Source organism: Polaromonas sp. (assembly GCF_012927415.1).
In the GTDB taxonomy this organism is placed as follows: domain Bacteria; phylum Pseudomonadota; class Gammaproteobacteria; order Burkholderiales; family Burkholderiaceae_C; genus Polaromonas.
On sequence record NZ_JABBPF010000057.1, the window covers coordinates 18468 to 36030 of the forward strand.

12 protein-coding genes are annotated in these 17563 nt (G+C 60.5%); 6 read left to right on the forward strand and 6 right to left on the reverse strand.

Going from position 1 to position 17563, the window contains the following annotated elements:
* Window positions 1-67: 67 nt before the first annotated feature.
* From HHJ19_RS06035 to recG, 6 genes are all read right to left on the reverse strand, one after another.
* Window positions 68-781, reverse strand: a complete 714-nt coding sequence (locus HHJ19_RS06035; protein ID WP_296904979.1) for a sigma-70 family RNA polymerase sigma factor — start codon at window positions 779-781, stop codon at window positions 68-70.
* Entirely contained in the window at window positions 778-3165 is a 2388-nt protein-coding gene (locus tag HHJ19_RS06040; RefSeq protein WP_296904980.1) for an NHLP bacteriocin export ABC transporter permease/ATPase subunit, read from the reverse strand. The genes HHJ19_RS06035 and HHJ19_RS06040 overlap by 4 nt, the downstream gene beginning before the upstream one ends.
* A 2-nt stretch (window positions 3166-3167) precedes the next feature.
* Complete coding sequence (locus HHJ19_RS06045; RefSeq protein ID WP_296904982.1) at window positions 3168-5405, reverse strand: NHLP family bacteriocin export ABC transporter peptidase/permease/ATPase subunit; 2238 nt, start codon at window positions 5403-5405, stop codon at window positions 3168-3170.
* Window positions 5402-6658 (reverse strand): NHLP bacteriocin system secretion protein, encoded by a 1257-nt coding sequence (locus tag HHJ19_RS06050; protein WP_296904984.1) that lies wholly within the window; start codon window positions 6656-6658, stop codon window positions 5402-5404. The genes HHJ19_RS06045 and HHJ19_RS06050 overlap by 4 nt, the downstream gene beginning before the upstream one ends.
* A 15-nt stretch (window positions 6659-6673) precedes the next feature.
* Entirely contained in the window at window positions 6674-8257 is a 1584-nt protein-coding gene (locus HHJ19_RS06055; RefSeq protein WP_296904986.1) for a TolC family protein, read from the reverse strand.
* A gap of 688 nt (window positions 8258-8945) precedes the next feature.
* Window positions 8946-11096, reverse strand: coding sequence for an ATP-dependent DNA helicase RecG (gene recG / locus HHJ19_RS06060; protein ID WP_296904987.1), 2151 nt, complete (start codon window positions 11094-11096; stop codon window positions 8946-8948).
* Window positions 11097-11113: 17 nt separating this feature from the next.
* Here recG and queA point away from each other — a divergent pair, with 17 nt between their 5' ends.
* The 6 genes from queA to HHJ19_RS06090 form a co-directional block, all read left to right on the forward strand.
* A complete protein-coding gene (gene queA / locus HHJ19_RS06065) occupies window positions 11114-12175 on the forward strand; it encodes a tRNA preQ1(34) S-adenosylmethionine ribosyltransferase-isomerase QueA (protein WP_296904989.1) in 1062 nt (353 codons plus the stop codon).
* Between the two features lie 22 nt (window positions 12176-12197).
* Window positions 12198-13382: a tRNA guanosine(34) transglycosylase Tgt gene (tgt, locus tag HHJ19_RS06070; RefSeq protein WP_296904990.1), complete on the forward strand. Its 1185-nt coding sequence runs from the start codon at window positions 12198-12200 to the stop codon at window positions 13380-13382.
* Window positions 13383-13385: 3 nt separating this feature from the next.
* Window positions 13386-14612, forward strand: coding sequence for a glycosyltransferase family 9 protein (locus HHJ19_RS06075; RefSeq protein WP_296904992.1), 1227 nt, complete (start codon window positions 13386-13388; stop codon window positions 14610-14612).
* A gap of 13 nt (window positions 14613-14625) precedes the next feature.
* Window positions 14626-15168, forward strand: a complete 543-nt coding sequence (locus HHJ19_RS06080) for a GtrA family protein (protein ID WP_296904994.1) — start codon at window positions 14626-14628, stop codon at window positions 15166-15168.
* The gene (locus HHJ19_RS06085) at window positions 15155-16957 is read left to right on the forward strand and encodes a glycosyl transferase (RefSeq protein WP_296904996.1); all 1803 of its coding nucleotides are present in this window, start codon (window positions 15155-15157) and stop codon (window positions 16955-16957) included. The genes HHJ19_RS06080 and HHJ19_RS06085 overlap by 14 nt, the downstream gene beginning before the upstream one ends.
* Window positions 16958-17021: 64 nt before the next feature.
* Window positions 17022-17563 (forward strand): aldo/keto reductase (locus tag HHJ19_RS06090; RefSeq protein ID WP_296904998.1); only part of this gene is annotated, 542 nt, incomplete at its 3' end.

Below are 17563 nucleotides of genomic sequence, written 5' to 3' on the forward strand. Positions count from 1 at the left end.
CAAATCTGAAACTTGTTCCATCGTGAATTGTTATGTGGCCGCTTTTGCTTGGCTAGTCTGTGCTGCATCACTGCACCCGGTATTCGCGCAATGCGTCAGCCAGTTGTATGCGCGCCCGACACAGCCTGCTTTTGACCGTGCCGACGGGAACATTCAGTGTCACAGCGGCTTCCTCGTAGCTCAGGCCTTCACTGGCCACCAGAAAGATGGCGTCCCTCATTTGCCCGGGCAGCGCCGCAACGGCATGGTCCATTGCGAGCAGGAGTTGCCGGCTTGCGTAGGCATCAGCAGGGTTGCTTCCGGCCAAATCACAGATGCCATCCGGCTGCTCGTCAATGTCCAGATGGAGGTGCTGCTTGGTCGGCGAACGGCTAAGGTGATTTTTGAGCAGGTTGAAGGCAATGCCTGTCAGCCAGGTAGAAAAACGCGACTGGCTATTAAAGCTGGGGAGCGCACGAAAAGCTTGCAGAAAGGTTTCCTGCGCAAGTTCTTGCGCGTCTTGCACGTTGTGTTCATATTTGAGGATAAAACGCATCACGCGTTGCTGGTAACGGGTGACCAGTGGCGCAAACCGCTCAGTATTTCCGCCAAGCACCGATGCAATCAGTGCCGAATCAAGGGCGGTATCCTGCATATTTGTCGCGCCAATGGCTGTCAGCTGTGGCTTGCGAGCGGAATCAGCCAAGTGCACTTCAGTCTGAACTATTTGCATGCGCGGCGCTGTATCAGGTACCAGATCACTGCCGGACTCCATCGCGTCCCCGGTGTCGATTTTGCTCATACCTGCTGCCGTTTCGCAAGTTCGGCAAAGTGGCCGCCCAAAGCCATCAGTTCGGCGTAGCTACCGGTTTCAAGCACTTTCCCCGCCACAATGACAAAAATGCGGTCAGCGTGAATGATGGTGGACAGTCGGTGCGCAATCACGATGCGTGTGGCATCCAGCTGTTTGATGCTACGGGCCACGATGGCCTGGGTCTGGTTGTCCAGCGCGCTGGTCGCCTCGTCGAAAAGCAATACTGCCGGGCGATTGACGAGCGCCCGGGCAATCATGAGACGCTGTCGCTGCCCTCCCGAGATGGTTCCAGCACCCTCTGAAATCACGGTGTACATGCCCATGGGCATGGCCGCTATGTCTTCAGCCAGCCCGGCCATGCGAGCAGCTTCCCAAGCCTCTTCAAGCGTCCGGGGAGAGGAGCCAACGATATTTGTGAAGATGTCGCCGGGCATCAGCTTGCCATTTTGCAGAACCACGCCCAACTGGCGCCGCACCGAACCCACGTCCAGTCCGGCCAGGTCCTGGCTGTCGTAATAGACCGCGCCCGACTGCAGGGTTTCAAAACCCAACAAAATCCGGAAAAGGGTCGACTTGCCCGAGCCCGACGGCCCCACGAAAGCCACGAATTCACCCTTTTTCACATGAATGGACACGTCGTCCAGAATCAGCGGGCCATCGACTGCATAGCTGAAATTCGCCCGGCTGATTTCCACATCGCCCTGCAAGGGGCCGGCAGGGGTTTGCGCATCCTGCTGCTCAGGCAAGGCAGTCAAAATCGGCTTGGCCCGCTCATACAGCGGAATGATGCTGAGCGACTGGGTCAATGCCCCGGCCAGCGCAAGAGTCGCCGAAAAAAACTGAACGAACGCGGTGTTGAATGCCACAAACACGCCGGTGCTGATGTCTTTCTGAAAAAATGCAATTGCTGCAAACAAGATGGCCGAAGCCAGAACAATGAACGAGGCGTTGAACACCTGCAGCACATTGCCCAGTCCCCGCACCTGCAGGCCCACGCTTTTTTGTTGGCCAAAATCCTGCGCCCACAGCCCGAAGGCGCGATGTTCCGCAGCGCCGCTGCGCAGCTTGCCGATGCCATTGAGGATTTGCAACACCCGCCCGGAAATGCTGCCCTGCAGGGCATACAGCTGACGCTCCATGCGCAGTCGCCAGAAGTTAATGCCCACCGTGACAACCAGAATGAGGACTACCAGGCCGGTGGCCACCAAGCCTAGTACCCAATTCAACGCAAACATGTAGAAAAAGCTGAACAGGCCAAACACCCAGTTCAGCACAATCGACTGCGTGGTGGCCGTCAGCTGTTGCAGGATGCTATTGATGGAAAAAGCCCGTTGCGCCAGGTCGCCCGCAGAATAGTTTCTGAAAAATGGCACGGGCAGGCTGAGCAGGCGGTCAATGACTGCAGCCTCTGCCGCATTTCCCAGTCGTCCTTCCAGCCGCAGCAGGGCCAGCGAGCGTGCCAGTTCGAATGCCGCCACGCCCACGGCGGCTGCGCCGAGCATCAGCGTGAGCTGGAGCAGCTCGGCGCTACGGCCAGCAGGTATTACTTGGTCCACCAGAATGCCGGTGGCAAATGGCGTGAACAAAGCCAGCAGACCTGCCAGCAAGCCGCAGATCACCATAGTGACGGAATCACGACCCGACGTGCCCAGCCCAAAGCGCAGCAAGTCGGACAGGCTGATGGCACGGGCCGGAAACTTGCGAAAAAACATGAATCCGCTGTCAGCCAGCTGCGCCGCAGTGGACTGGTCCAGTAACAACCGGTGAGCGTGCCGGCTTTGCTTGATGGGATGCGGATGATCCGGAGCGCCGAGGTCTTCCATCTCATAACCGCCGTCAGGCAGGGGCAGCAATGCGACTGGGCGTCCGCTGTCCTTCAGGGTGGCCAGTAGCGGACCGGCGTCTTCGCACCACCAGTTTTTGCCGTCGAGCTTGACCCTGCGCATACTGACCCCGGCCTGCCGTGCCAGCTGCTGCAAGGTGTCAAAAGCATCAAGCGCAGGATCGGTCGGCTTGAACGCTGCCTCAACGCCGCCAGCCCGCAATACGCGGCGCAGCGTCTCTGCAATCAAGGTACCCGTGCTGTAGCCGCTGCGCGCAGGCGGCGCACCATCGCCCAGCAACGCGGCCAGTGCGCCCAGCGACTGGCTGAAGTTGCGCTGGTCCGTGCGCTGGCGCAGTTGCAGCGCGGCACTGTCTTGGTCGGCATCGTGCGGCTTGATGATGTTCAGCTTGTTGCTGAAATTATCAAAGCTCATCGCATCTTGCGCAGGCTGGTGCTGCGCCAAAGCATTATTTGATGTTGAACTTGCTGAGGCGTCGGCGTTTTTCACAGCCGTCAGTTCCGGGGTTTCGTCAGGCAGTGTGATCATTGTCAGTGCGCCTTGATAAGCTCGCTGTAGGCACCGTTCAGGGTAACCAGCTGGTCGTGCGTACCGCGCTCCACGATCCGGCCCTTGGCCATGACGATGATCTCGTCAGCATCCCTTACGGTTGACAGCCGGTGTGCCACGATCAGGCAGGCGCAACCACGCGCACGGATGTTGTTGTCAATTTGCATCTCGGTGACGGGGTCCAGCGCCGAGGTGGCTTCGTCCAGCACCAGAATGCGCGGATTAACCGCCAACGCCCGGGCAATGTCCAGCCGCTGAACTTGGCCCCCGCTGAATCCGGCGCCAGCGTCGCCGATTTGGCTGTCATAGCCGCCCGGCCTGCCGGCAATGGCCTCATGAATCGCCGCGTCATGTGCAGCCTGCAGCATATCGGCCTGCGGCAGCGTGCTGTCCCAGAGGGTCAGGTTGTCGCGCACCGTGCCTCCAAAAAGATACGGGTCCTGGTCCACCCCGGCCAATGAGCCGGCCAGCATGGTGCGGTCGATTCCGGTACGTGCCATACCGTCGAACAGCACCTCGCCCGACCACGGCTGGTTCAAGCCCATCACGAGGCGGGCCACGGTTGATTTGCCGCTACCCGACCCGCCCACGAGCGCGACACGCCGGCCAGGAGCCAGTGTCAGGTTGAAACCTTCAATCAATGGCGGATCCAGGGGGCTGTAGCCAAAGCTGATGTTGCGCAGCTCCAGATGGCCTTGCAACTTGCCGGCTGACAACGGCGTGGCTGCAGCATCTGCTGGCGCAAAGCACCTGTCGAGCGGATAGCGCATCACGTCGTCCAGCCGGGCCATGTCTCCCTTGGCCTCCTGGAATTTTCCGGCCAGGCCCATGAGGTTTCCAACCGGTGCGGTAAAGCTGCTCATCAGGCTTTGAAAAGCTACCAGCATGCCGACCGTCATGACACCGCTGATGACTTGCGCACCGCCCAGTCCGAGTATGGTCACCGTGATCAGCGCATTGAGCAAAATGGGCAATGCAGACAGCAGCCGGGTATACAACTCAAGCCGCTGCTCGGTGTTATTGACTTTGGCCTTGTAGCCTGCCCAACGGCTGAAAAAGTCGCTTTCGGCACCTGTCGCCTTGATGGTTTCAATGGTCTGGATACCGCCCATGGTGGCCGCCATGAGCTTGCCGCGATCTTGCAGCAACAGCATGCTGCCGTCGGTACGCAAGCGGGTGACGCCTTTGAGCGCAATCAGGTTGAACGCCGTCAGCACAACCCCTGCGAGCGTCAACTGCCAGCTGTACACCAACATCAGAGCGAGATAAAAAACCAGCGTGACCATGTTGACTGCATTGGTGGCCAGCTCGCCCGACAGCAGTTGGGCCACGCGGTCATTGGACTGAACTCGCTGGCTGATGTCCCCCGCGTAGCGCTGGGTAAAAAACGCCACCGGCAGGCGCAGCACATGCCAGAAAAAAGCACTGGAACCGGTCAGCGACAAGTGCATTTCCAGCCGCAACAGGTATTTTTGCTGCATCCAGGTGAGCATGCCGCGCACTACCGCTGTGGCGGCCATGCCCAGCAAAAGCGGCTTGACCCAGCCATCCAGCCGGCCAATCAGGAAATCATCGACAAACACCTGTGAAAACACCGGAATCATCAAGCCTGGAATCACCAGTGCCAGACTGGCCAGAATCACAAACCAAAGCCCCCCTTTAACATGCGCGAGACGCCCGGCCAGCACCGTCAGCAGGTGCGTCTCTTTGCCACCGGCCACAAAATTTGGACCGGGCTCAAACAACAGCGTGACACCCGTATAAGATTTTTCAAATTCTTCCCAAGTCACCTTGCGCGGCCCGGATGCCGGGTCGTTCAGGTAAACGCAATCTTTGCCGAAGCCTTCCAGGACCAGAAAATGGTTGAAGTTCCAGAACAGGATGGCTGGCAGGGTTTGTTTATCGAGCGCATCAATTTCGAACCTTGCGCCTTTGGCGGTCAAACCGTAGGTGCGCGCAGCCTTGACAACGCTGCTGGCCTTGCTGCCATCACGAGAGACACCGCAGGCGATGCGCAACTCTTCCAGGGGAGCCCGCTTGCCATAAAAAGCCAGCACGATGCCCAATGCCGCCGCACCGCATTCCACCGCTTCCATTTGAATCACGGTGGGTGTGCGGACACGCTTGCGTTTGCCTGCGCCGCGTCCAGGCGCTGTTGCCCTAATGCCTGTCCACCATTGCGCCAGTCTGGATGCGACCGCTTCTTCGGCGAGGCTCACAGGCCCACCGTTTGTTTAAGCATCGGAATCACCAGACTGATGGGCTTTTGCACCTCAATCGTGAAAGATGCAACGGCCAACGTACCGCTGCTCAGGTCAAGTTGCCGGGCTGCGCTGGATGACCATTGATAGCCACTCTTGGTGTCGCTGTCTGGAATTAGCGCAACCGCCACTGCGATCGGTGGGCCTTGCTTGGTCAGCTCCCGCACCAGCCCAGGGTTGTTGAAAACGGCCTGCATGCCCTGCTCGGAAGACGGGTATTTTGAAACCGACGTAACCTTGCCGACCAGAAAGCCGTAACGCTCCTTGCGGGCCGTGACGGGCGAAAGTTGTACCGTCATTCCCGGCAGTATTCGTTTTGCCTCGCTTTGTGGCGGCATGTAAATCAGCGCTTCGAGTGACCTGACTGGCTCCTCTACTGAAAGTACCGGCTGGTTGACCGTGACGATGTCGCCTTTGCTCACCAGAACTTCCACCACCAGACCGTCATGGGTGCTAACCACGTTGCTGGCCAGTTCAAGCTGGGCCGTCAGGTCGGCCAACCGGCTGCGGGCACTTGTCAGCGCGGCGTTCATCTGGCGTGTCCGTTCGTCGAAACCACTCTGGTTGGTCAGGGCCTGAATGTCCAGTGACTGCAATGCATTGCCTGCAGTACTGATGTCATTTTCTGCAGAGAAAATGGCCTGCCGGCTTTCTTCAAAGCGTTGGCGCGTGATCAGGCCGTCAGCCAGCAGTTCGGATTGCTGGGAAAGCTTTTCCTTCAATGACGCCAGAAATTGCTCGCGTGAACGGATTGCCGCTCGTTGAATGTCAGCCTGCTGACGCGCAGAACGGCTCCTCGCCGGCTGCTCAAGCGCAATTTCCGAAGAAATACTGGCCTGCTGTTTTTCCAGTCGCTGCACCTCCGCAAGCGCCGCATCCCGTTGCAATGACAACAGTGGCTGAGTGACACGGCCAATCGTCTGTCCTTTGCGAATGGGTTGGCCCGTTTTGAAGTCCTCGAAGTCAACGACCACACCACTGCCGAGCGAGACAATGTTGTACGTCCCCCCCTGTCGAACAATGATGCCTTGGCCTGAAATGGTACTGGGAAGCGAGCCAAAGACACTCCATAGCAAAGTCGCGGCCAGCACAAAACCCAGCGTTGCCAGCACCAGCCAGGCGCGCGGACGCGTGATTTTCATCATCTGCTCGAGCTGCTCGGGCGAGGACAGGTTTTGCAGCGCTGTTTCTCTGAATAAAGGATTGGCCATCGGTATACCTGTCTCTTATCTGAAAAATTCTTGAGGCAGGGTCGTCAGGCTGCCAGCTTGGAGCAGGTTTTCCTCCACGCGGTCTGCACCACCCAAACCAAAGGACAGCAGACTGGCTGTCTGGAAGCGAAAAAGTACCAACGCCCGCGCAAAATCGCGCTGGGCCTGCACCCATCCGGTCTGATATGCAGTCAGCTGGCTTTCAGTGGTGAACAAATCCAGCAAGGTGGAGAAACCGGCCCGGTAGCTGCGCTTTTCGTTCTCGTAAACCGCCGTTTGAAGGCGGCGTTGCGTGTTGGCCTTGTCAAGCTGTGCAATGGCGGCTCGCAGCGCGTCCAGTTGCGTTTGCATGTCGCCCCTCACCCGAAGACGCAAGAACTCAAAATCGGTTTGAGCCTGTCCGGCAGCTGCCTCCCGCTGCAGGATCAGGCCGCGCCGTTCGAAGTCGCCGCCAGGCAGCGTGTAGTTCAGCGTTAGTCCTATATTGGCCCCGCGGGCAGGCTGGCCCAGCGCGAGCAGCGTGGCGGCCCCTGCGCGGCCTTCCGTCATGCCGCTATAACCCACGCTGAGGCCCAGATCAAGCTGCGTAGCGCTGTTGCTCCGGGCCGCCTCAGCCAGGGTGTTGGCGGCGCGCAGCCGCTGTTCTGCGGCCCGTATATCGTTACGGCGATCAGCGCCGCTTGCCAGAAAACGGGCCACGGCTGCCGGATCGTCCAGCAGACCCAGCTGCGCGTCTTCGGCCCTTGGAAAAGCGTCAAGCCCGCGCGGTGCGGCTTCAAGGGCCTCAATTGGCGTATTCATGGCTTGCGACAAAACCTGCAGTGCCTGGCGGAGCTGGAGCGCAGAGCGAAGCCGGTCAGATTCCTGCGCCTCTCGCCGGACTTCATATTTGAGCAGGTCTGCATTGGGAATTTCGTCGGCCCGCGCCAGTTTGCGTGCGTCGGCGAGCAATTCGCCGGCGCGTGCCTCGGCCTGCAAGGCCAGGTCGAGACTCTGGTGTCCGGCCACCACGTCCCAATAGGCGGTGACGGTGCGCGCCACAGCCTGAGCCTGAGTATGAAGATAACTGCTGCGACTTGCTTCCAGCGACAGGGCTGCAGCCGTGACGGGAGCCGTTGTCACGCTGCGACCCGCGCCCTTGCGCAGCGGAATCACCACATTGAACGCGACGTTGCTTGTGCTTGGCGCGGTGCTGTTGGCGGCATCGTCACGAATGCGGTTCACGGACACTGTCGGGTTGAGGACCACGCCAGACTCCAGCAGTTGACTGACTCCGGCGGAGTAGCCCAGTTGCCTGCTGGCCAGCGCTGCTCCGCCGCTTGCAGGGATGGGCGTGTAACTTTGCTGCTGTGAAACGCCAGCATTCCACAGCCGGTCAAAAGGCGCGCGCGCTGACAGTAGCTGCCCCTGGCTGGCTGCAATTTGCTGCCGGCTGATGGACACCGATGGCTCCTGATGCAGAGTCAACTGAACCGCATCAGCCAGCGAGCCCGAAAAAACCTGCGCGCAAACCGAGTGTGGCGAAATAAACGCCCAGCCCAGCGCAAGTGCGGCGAGCGTTGGAATTGAGGGCCGTGAAACAGGCACTGAAATGCTCATATCCGGGCCTCAGGACTGCAACAGCGGTTCCCGATAAGTCGACTCGGGATGAAATATCTCCCGGCTTGTCGACAACTCGCAGGTTTCAAAACGGGCCTTGAATCTGGGCTCGTCAACACGGCGCGGGCACGTCGGAGATTTGCAGGTGGTGTGGCAATGGTGAAAGGCGCACAAGGAGATGGACTACACAGCGAGTCCACACAAATTGCACCCAGGCCGACAGCTGGATCAGCCAGCAATCTAGTCCTTGTATTTTTAAAGTTGGAGCTACGCGAAAAAAGTAGCGCAAAAACGCCGCTTCGGCCAATTTCTCCATCGCAAAACGTCCAAATAAAGAAGGTGCAAAAGTCACCGCGATCCTTCACTGGCCGCAATCGTCAGAAAGAGAAAGCAGAAAGTTTTCCAGTGCTTCATGGACATTGACTTTTTAAAAACTGGGGACGTTTATTTAACAAGAATTTACAAAATTGCCGGAATTTGACGGGAACTACACACCAGTGTGACTTGCATCTTATTGTAAATAGTTAACAACTAAATGACATTTTTGTAAGTTTTTGAAGTAATTTGCTTGGCTTTTTTGATTGCCGAATTGGAAATTCGTGTTAGCAGCGGTGAAGCGCGCATCGGATACTGACCCCGTTTTCAGGGCACCATCTTGAACACGAATCTTCTGGCAAACCTTCTGGACTCAAGCCTTCAAAAACTCAGCCTTCCCACCGAGCCAGCGCAAAACATGCCGGTGCGCCATATCGGGGTACTGGTCGAGCATCAGTGGCGCCACCTCTCGCGCCCAGGCCAGTAGCGCAGCATCGGTCTGCAGATCGGCAAAGCGCAGCAGCGCCGCCCCCGACTGGCGCGCTCCCAAAAACTCGCCCGGCCCGCGAATGTCCAAATCCCGTCGGGCAATCTCAAACCCATCGTTTGTCTCGATCATTGCCTTGAGCCGCGCCCGCGCGACCTCGCCCAGCCGGGGTGCATCGCCGGTCGAATACAGCAGCACGCAGGCGGACGCCGCTGCGCCGCGCCCGACGCGTCCGCGTAGCTGGTGCAGTTGCGACAGGCCAAAGCGCTCGGCATGCTCGATCACCATCAACGAGGCATTGGGCACATCCACCCCGACCTCAATCACGGTGGTGCTGACCAGAACCGCCATCACGCCGTCGACGAACAGGCTCATCACCGCCTTTTTCTCGGCCACCGGCATGCGCGAATGCAGCAGGCCGACCAGCACGTCCGGCAAGGCTTCGCTCAGGGCCTGATGGGTCTGGGTGGCGTTGACGAGATCGATGGATTCGCTCTCTTCAATCAGCGGACAAACCCAGTAAATCTGCCTTCCTTCGACAATTTGCGCCTGGATGCGGGCCACAACCTCGTCGCGCCGGGCATCATTCACCACCTTGGTCACGATAGGCGTGCGTCCGGGCGGGAGCTCGTCCAGCGTGGAAACGTCAAGGTCGGCGTAGTAACTCATGGCCAGGGTGCGCGGAATCGGCGTGGCGGTCATCATCAACAGATGAGGTTCCTGGCCATCGTCAGTCATCTTGCTGCGCAACGCCAGCCGCTGGGCCACGCCGAAGCGGTGCTGTTCGTCGATGATCGCCAGCGCCAGGTTGTTGAACTTCACCTTGTCCTGAATGATGGCGTGGGTGCCGATGACCAGCCTGGCCTCACCGCTTTCAATCAGCGCCAGCATCTCGCGCCGCTCTTTGGTTTTCTGGCTGCCGGTGAGCCAGGCGGTCTTGATGCCCAGCGGCTCCAGCCAGCTGAGCAATTTGCGAAAGTGCTGCTCGGCCAGGATTTCGGTCGGTGCCATCAGCGCGCATTGCCAGCCGGCATCGATGCAGCGGGCCGCTGACAGCGCCGCCACCACGGTTTTTCCGGCGCCGACATCGCCCTGCAGCAGACGGTGCATGGGAATGCTTTTCTTCAGGTCAGCCTCAATTTCCTGCCCTACTCGCTGCTGCGCGGCGGTCAGTCGAAACGGCAGACCTTCGAGCAGTTGCGCATGCAGGCAAGGATGCTGCGCGCCCCGTAAAACCGATCCCGCCAGCGCGGGCGCCCGCATGGCGGCGCGCACGCGCCGGGCCTGCAGCTGCGACAGCTGCTGGGCCAGCAACTCCTCGGCCTTCAGGCGCTGCCAGGCCGGATGGCTGCGGTCTTCGAGGGTTTCGAGCGCCACATCCGGCGTTGGGTGGTGCAAAAACTGTAGCGCATCACGCAGGCTGGACAAGCGCAAAGGCATGTTTCTGCTTAAAAACGGCGCCGGAATCGTTTCACGGAGATCGGCCCGGGCCAGGCCGCTCAGCACGGCCTTGCGCAGATACACCTGCGGCAAGCCGGCCGAGGTCGGATACACCGGCGTCAGCGCACCCGGCAATTCGCCGCCAGCCAGCTTGAAGTGGGGGTGCATCATTTCGCGGCCCAGAAAGCCGCCGCGAATCTCGCCGCGCACCCGCACCTGAGCGCCCAGGCTGAGCGTTTTCTGGTGCGACGGGTAAAAATTCAGGAAGCGCAGCACGCAGGTATCGCTGCCATCATCGACCGTGACCAGCAGCTGGCGCCGCGACCGGATCGAAATTTCGCTGTGCATCACCTGGCCTTCGAACTGCACCACCTCGCCGTCACGCGCATCGGCCAGGCGCACGATGCGGGTTTCGTCCTCGTAGCGCAGGGGCAGGTGCAGGGCCAGGTCGATGTCGCGCCTGAGTCCCAGCTTTTCGAGGGCTTTTTGCGCCGGAGATTTAGCCTGTGCTTTGGAGGCAGGCTTGCCCGCCGCACCGGCCGCGGACGGGGCGGTTTTCAGGGCCTTTTCAGGGGCAGGAGCAGCCGGTTGCATCATGGGACAATTGTGCCTTCATGAAGAAGAATTTCAGCCTCAGTGATTTTGATTTCACACTCCCCGACGAATTAATTGCCCAGCACCCGGCAGCCGAGCGCAGCGCGTCGCGCCTGCTCGACGGCCGGGGCAGCACCATCGCCGACCGCCGCTTTGCCAACCTGCCTGATTTGCTGCTGCCCGGCGACCTGCTGGTGTTCAACGACACGAAGGTGGTCAAGGCCCGATTGTTCGGCCAGAAGGCCAGCGGCGGCAAGCTCGAACTGCTGATCGAGCGGGTGTTGCCTGCGCACGCCGATGCCGGCCACGAAGTCGCCGCGCACATGAAAGTCAGCAAAAAGCCCCTGCCCGGCGCGGTGCTGCAGATGCAGGGCGGTTTTACCGCGACGCTGCTGGGCCGCTGGCCCGAGGCGCATGGCCCGCTTTACCGCTTCAGGCTCAGCAGCGACCCGTATGCGCTGATGGCCGAATTCGGCCACGTCCCTTTGCCGCCCTACATCACCCACACCGACTCTGCGGACGACGAGCAGCGCTACCAGACCGTGTTTGCGAAAAATCCCGGCGCCGTGGCTGCGCCAACCGCCGCGCTGCATTTCGACGAAGCCGTGCTGGCGCAGCTGGAAGCGCATGGCATCGCGCGGGCCAGCGTGACGCTGCATGTGGGCGCGGGCACCTTCCAGCCGGTCAAGACGGAGATAATTACCGAGCACACCATGCACTTCGAGCGCTTTGACGTTCCTGCCGCCACGCACGAGGCAATTGCCGCTTGCAAGGCGCGCGGTGGGCGCGTGGTGGCCGTGGGCACGACGACGGTGCGGGCGCTTGAGTCAAGCGCCAAGTTCGGCCCGTCCTGCGACGACACCAACATCTTCATCACGCCAGGCTTTGAATTCAGGGTGGTCGATCTGCTGCTGACCAACTTTCACCTGCCCAGAAGCACCCTGATGATGCTGGTCAGCGCGTTCTCCAGCCACGAACACGTTATGGCGCTGTACCGGCACGCGATTGAGCAGCGCTACCGCTTTTTCAGCTATGGCGACGCCATGCTGCTGGCCCGCGAGGCACCTGCCGCGCGCCACTAAACACACCTGCGACAATCCAAAAATGCTCGAATTTGAAGTTTTGAAAACCGATGAAGCCGCGGGTGCCAACGTCGGTTCGTATGCCCGGCGCGGCACCCTGACCCTGAACCATGGCGTGGTGCAGACGCCCATTTTCATGCCGGTCGGCACCTATGGCACTGTCAAGGGTGTGATGCCGCAGTCGCTTCACGACATGGGCGCGCAGATCATTCTGGGCAACACTTTTCACCTCTGGATGCGGCCCGGGCTGGACGTGGTCAAACAGTTCGGCGGCCTGCACCAGTTCGAGAGCTGGCACAAACCCATACTCACCGACAGTGGCGGCTTTCAGGTCTGGTCGCTGGGCGAGATGCGCAGGATTTCGGAAGAAGGCGTGAAGTTTTCCTCGCCGGTCAATGGCGACAAGCTGTTTCTGACGCCTGAAATCTCGATGCAGATCCAGACGCTGCTCAACAGCGACGTCGTGATGCAGTTCGACGAATGCACGCCTTACGACACCAAGGGCCACATCACCACCGAAAGCGAGGCGCGCCTCTCGATGGAGCTGAGCCGGCGCTGGGCGAAACGCTGCGAGGACGAGTTTGCCCGGCTGGAAAATCCGAACGCGCTGTTCGGCATCGTGCAAGGTGGCATGTTTGAAAACCTGCGCCAGGAGTCGCTCGATGCGCTGGTCGAGATGGACTTTCCGGGTTACGCCGTCGGCGGCGTCAGCGTCGGCGAACCGAAGGAAGAAATGCTGCGCATCATGGCGCACACGCCGCACCGGCTACCGGCGCACAAGCCGCGCTACCTGATGGGCGTGGGAACGCCGGAAGACCTGGTCGAAGGCGTGGCGGCCGGCGTGGACATGTTTGACTGCGTGATGCCGACCCGCAATGCCAGGAACGGCCACATGTTCACCCGCTTCGGCGACCTGAAAATCCGCAACGCGCGCTACAAGACAGATCAAGCACCGGTGGACAGCACCTGCACCTGTTACGCCTGCAACGGCCGGGCGCTGCCGGACGGCACCGACTCGGGCGGATTCAGCCGCGCCTACCTGCACCATCTGGACCGCTGCGGCGAAATGCTCGGCCCGATGCTGAACAGCATCCACAACCTGCATTACTACCTCAACCTGATGCAGGAAGTGCGCGATTCGCTGGACGCGGATTGCTTCGGCGAATTCGTCATTCAATTCAAGGCCGACCGCCAGCGTGGAGTCTGAGCCGTGAACATCAAGCTGCAGCGCTGGATTGACCGCTGGGCCGGCATTCCGCTGTGCGCCGCAGTGTCTGGCGTGGATGCCCTGATGCGCCGCTTCAAGCCGGTACCCCCCCCCAAGCAGGCGCCGCGCGCCATCGTGGTCATCCTGCTGTCTGAAATGGGCAGCCTGGTGCTGGCCAACGACATGTTTGCGCGGCTGAAAGCACGTTATCCGGACGCACCGCTACACGCCCTGTTGTTTCGCAAGAACCGCGAAATTCTCGATTTGATGCGGGTGATGGATCCAGCCCATGTGCACACGGTGAATGACAAATCCCTGGTCGGCCTGCTCGGCAGCCTTTGGCAGGCTATCAGGGAACTACGCCGCGCGAATGTCGATGTTGCGATTGATTGCGAGCTGTTCTCGCGCATCAGTAGCCTGCTGTCTTATGCCAGTGGCGCTGCTGTGCGCGTTGGTTTTCACCGCCATACGCAGGAGGGCCTTTACCGCGGCTCGCACATCAACCGGCGCGTGCCTTACAACCCCTACCACCACATCAGCGCGCAATTTTTGACGCTGGCCCGGGCGATTGATTCAACCGCTGTGCCCAAATCCAAACTGCCGGTGGTGAGCACACCCAAACCACCGCCCCATGTGCCGCTGGACGGTGCGCTGATTCAGGGCATAAAAGACCGGCTGGCGCGGGACTTTCCCGCCATTGCACGGCGGCCGCTGGTGCTGGTCTATCCCGGCGGCGGCATTCTGCCGATTCGCGCGTGGCCGCTGGCGTCCTACACCGTGCTGTGCGAAGGCTTGGTCGCTGACGGCTGCGCCGTGGCGGTGATTGGCCTGAAGGACGACCAGGCGCTGGCGCGGCAGCTGGTGGCCAATGTCAAACAGGCCTTTCCGGCCAGCCCGGTAGCTGACCTGACCGGTTACACGCGTTCGATTTCCGAGCTGCTGGCGCTGTTTCATGTGGCACGCCTGCTGGTCACCAACGACGGCGGCCCGGGCCAGTTCGCCGCGCTGACGCCGATCTGGACGCTGATGCTGTTTGGACCCGAAACCCCCAGCCTGTATGCGCCGCTGACGCCGAAGTGTTATTCGTTTTACAGCCAGTGGCCCTGCTCGCCCTGCCTGAGCGCCTATAACCACCGCGCTTCCTATTGCGATGGCGACAACCAGTGCCTCAAGGTCATCACACCCGCCGCCGTACTGGCGAAGGCGCGTGAATGTCTGGCAGCCCCCTGAGCACAAGCGCCGGATGCCAACCCTTCGATCCCTCGCCGAGAAACTCGTCAGCCTGCTGCCTGAGCGCCTGCGGCCCATGGCGCGCTGGCGTTTCATCAAGTTTGGCGTGGTCGGCGCGAGCGGCACGGTCATCAACATTGCCGTGCTCTATGTGGCGCAGGAGTACCTGCTGCGCAGCATCGAGGACTTTCATTCGCGGCTCAATTATTCGATTGCGCTGGCGATCACACTGGCCACAATCAGCAATTTTTACTGGAACCGGCGCCTGACCTGGCGCGACCGCAGGCAAGAGGTGCATCGCTCCGCGGTCTTCCTGTTTTCCAAGTACGTGATGGCGGCGGCGCTGTCGATCGTGATCCAGTCGCTGCTGACCAAGTGGCTGGCCAACTATCTGCACTACCTTCTGGCCAACGTGATTGCGATCGTGATCGCCAGCGTCGCCAATTTTGTCGCCAACGACCGCCTGACGTTTCGTCGCCAGCGCCTGAAGCCGCCAGCCACCGGTGGCGGGAACGACGGCGACACTCCCCTCTCCAATCCCCATGACCAGCCCTGAAAAACCAAAGCCGCGCATTGCTGTCCATCTGCTCTGGCTGGGCCTGGCGATTGCCGTGGCGCTGGGCTATCTATTCGGGCTGGGCGGCGACCACATTCCGCGCAACGGCGACGAACTTGTGTATGCCCACATCGCGCGTCTGACCGCCGCCAGCGGCCACTGGCTGCCGCTGGTGAGTTCTTACGATTTCATGCGCAACACCAAGCCGCCCCTGCTCTTCTGGCAGGCCATGGTGGCCGGTGGTTGGGGCGAACACTGGACGCTGCTTAACCTGCGCCTGCCCAGCATCGCCTACACCTGGGGCATTGCTCTCATGGTGGGGCTGCTTACCTGGAAAATTGTGCGCAACACGCCGCCCCAAGCCATTTCCGCTGGCGCGTCATCCGACGCCGCAGAAGGCCAAAACAGCCAGGCCACGGCGATCAGCCTGGGTGCCATCGCCACCCTGGTTTACCTGTCTTTTTTCAGCACCTACCGCTACGGCAGGCCTTACCTGACCAGTGCCGCTGAAACTTTCTGGCTGTTCGGGGTTTTCTTCGCGATTGCCTGGTCGCCGGTCAAACTGCTGGCGTCAACCTGGAAGTTCCCGCTCATCGCCGGCCTGGCGATCGGCATTGGCTGCCTCTACAAATCATTTGTCATGGTGGTGCCGGTCGGTTTCGGTCTCGCGCTGTGTTACCAGACAGTGGGCGCCCAATTGCCACCCTGGAAAGTTTTTCGGCGCGGCATCGTGGCTGACGGCGTCAAGGTGGCGGCGATCTGCGCCCTCGCCCTGGCCGTGTTTGGCCTCTGGTTTGCGATCGATCCTCAGCCGGGCGAAGTATGGCGCGAATTTGTCGTCGGAGAAAACGCCGGCAAGATGAACTCGGCAAAAGGCTACTTCAAAACCGCCTTCAGCGGCAGCAGCGGCATTCTGACCATCCTGACGGGCTATTTTTCAAATGCGCTGTTCCTGCTGCCGCTCTCGGTGGGCTGCTTCGTGGCCGCCTGGCGCAGCTTCCGGCAGCGTGCGGGCACATCACAAACCATCAGCGACGCCGAAAAAATCATGTGGCTTTGGCTGCTGGCGCTGGCGCTGGTATTCATGCTGCCGACCCAGCGCTCGACCCGCTACCTGATTCCGGCGATGCCGGCGCTGGCCGTGGTGATGGCGCTCTACTGGCAGCGCATTGGCCACATCTGGTTCAGCCTGACGCTGGCGGTCTGCATGATCGGCCTGCTGGCCATGGGCCTGATCGGCTATGGCGCGGTGCGGGCGACGCAAGACAGCTGGATTTACTCACCGCTGTTCTGGCTGTTCCTGATGGCCTCGGCCCTGGCCTGCCTGATCGGCTTTTTGAGAAAAAGCTGGACCCGCCCGGTCAGTGCGCTGGCGGGTTTTTCGGTGCTGTTCGCGCTGGCCTGGGTCACACAGCCGTTCAATGGCGAGCTGGGGCGTTTCCGGGCCGACACCAACGCATTGCTCAAAGGACAGACGGTGCAGGTGCCAAGCAATTTCAACGGCCACTTTGAACGCTATGAGTTCATCATCCCGGGGGCCAGGATCGTCTCCTACTTCGCCGCCCAGCCGGTCGATTACGCTGATGTGGAGAGCCTGTTCAAGACCAGCCGCTACGTGCTGGTGCAGCGGCGCATCGGGCAAGCGCCCTGCACCCAGTGCCGGATCATTGACGAACGCTGGGATCTGCGTTCGCGCCAGGACGAAAACGACGGTTTCATGGCCGCCCTCAGAACGCCCGAGACCTACTGGTACGCCAAAGAATACCTGGTGGAGCGCCTGACGCCCTGACAGGGCTTGTTTTACACCACGCGTCAGGCCGGACCAACCCATTTTTTAAACAAGGAGCTGAACCATGCACTACCGCCGTCTCGGAAAAAGTAACCTGAAGGTGTCAAGCCTGTGCCTGGGCACCATGATGTTTGGCCGGCAAACACCGTTTGAAGAGGCTGCAAATATCCTGGCGTCGGCCCGCGCGCACGGGCTCAATTTTATCGACACCGCCGACGTGTACAACCACGGCCAGTCAGAGCGGGATGTCGGCCAGTTGCTCAAGGGCCAGCGCAATGACTGGGTGCTTGCCAGCAAGCTGGGCAACGCGGTGAGCGATGTGGTGAACGAAAGTCACTACGCGCGCCGCTGGCTGATCCAGGAAACCGACGCTATTCTGGGCCGGCTGCAAACCGACTACCTCGACATTCTTTACCTGCACCGCGACTACCCCGAAGAAAACCTCGAGGAAACCGTGCAAGCACTGGGCGATTTGATTCGCGCGGGCAAGATTCGCAGCTTCGGCCTGTCCAACTTTCGCGGCTGGCGCATCGCCGACGTGTATCGCCTGTGCGAGAAGGCGGGCGTGCCCTCGCCAAGCGTTTGCCAGCCGTATTACCACCTGCT

Coding starts and splice junctions, on each gene's coding strand:
- HHJ19_RS06035 (WP_296904979.1), bottom strand. CDS start 781: ATGAGCAAAATCGACACCGGGGACGCGATGGAGTCCGGCAGTGATCTG.
- HHJ19_RS06040 (WP_296904980.1), bottom strand. CDS start 3,165: ATGATCACACTGCCTGACGAAACCCCGGAACTGACGGCTGTGAAAAAC.
- HHJ19_RS06050 (WP_296904984.1), bottom strand. CDS start 6,658: ATGGCCAATCCTTTATTCAGAGAAACAGCGCTGCAAAACCTGTCCTCG.
- HHJ19_RS06055 (WP_296904986.1), bottom strand. CDS start 8,257: ATGAGCATTTCAGTGCCTGTTTCACGGCCCTCAATTCCAACGCTCGCC.
- recG (WP_296904987.1), bottom strand. CDS start 11,096: ATGATGCAACCGGCTGCTCCTGCCCCTGAAAAGGCCCTGAAAACCGCC.
- queA (WP_296904989.1), top strand. CDS start 11,114: ATGAAGAAGAATTTCAGCCTCAGTGATTTTGATTTCACACTCCCCGAC.
- tgt (WP_296904990.1), top strand. CDS start 12,198: ATGCTCGAATTTGAAGTTTTGAAAACCGATGAAGCCGCGGGTGCCAAC.
- HHJ19_RS06080 (WP_296904994.1), top strand. CDS start 14,626: ATGCCAACCCTTCGATCCCTCGCCGAGAAACTCGTCAGCCTGCTGCCT.
- HHJ19_RS06085 (WP_296904996.1), top strand. CDS start 15,155: ATGACCAGCCCTGAAAAACCAAAGCCGCGCATTGCTGTCCATCTGCTC.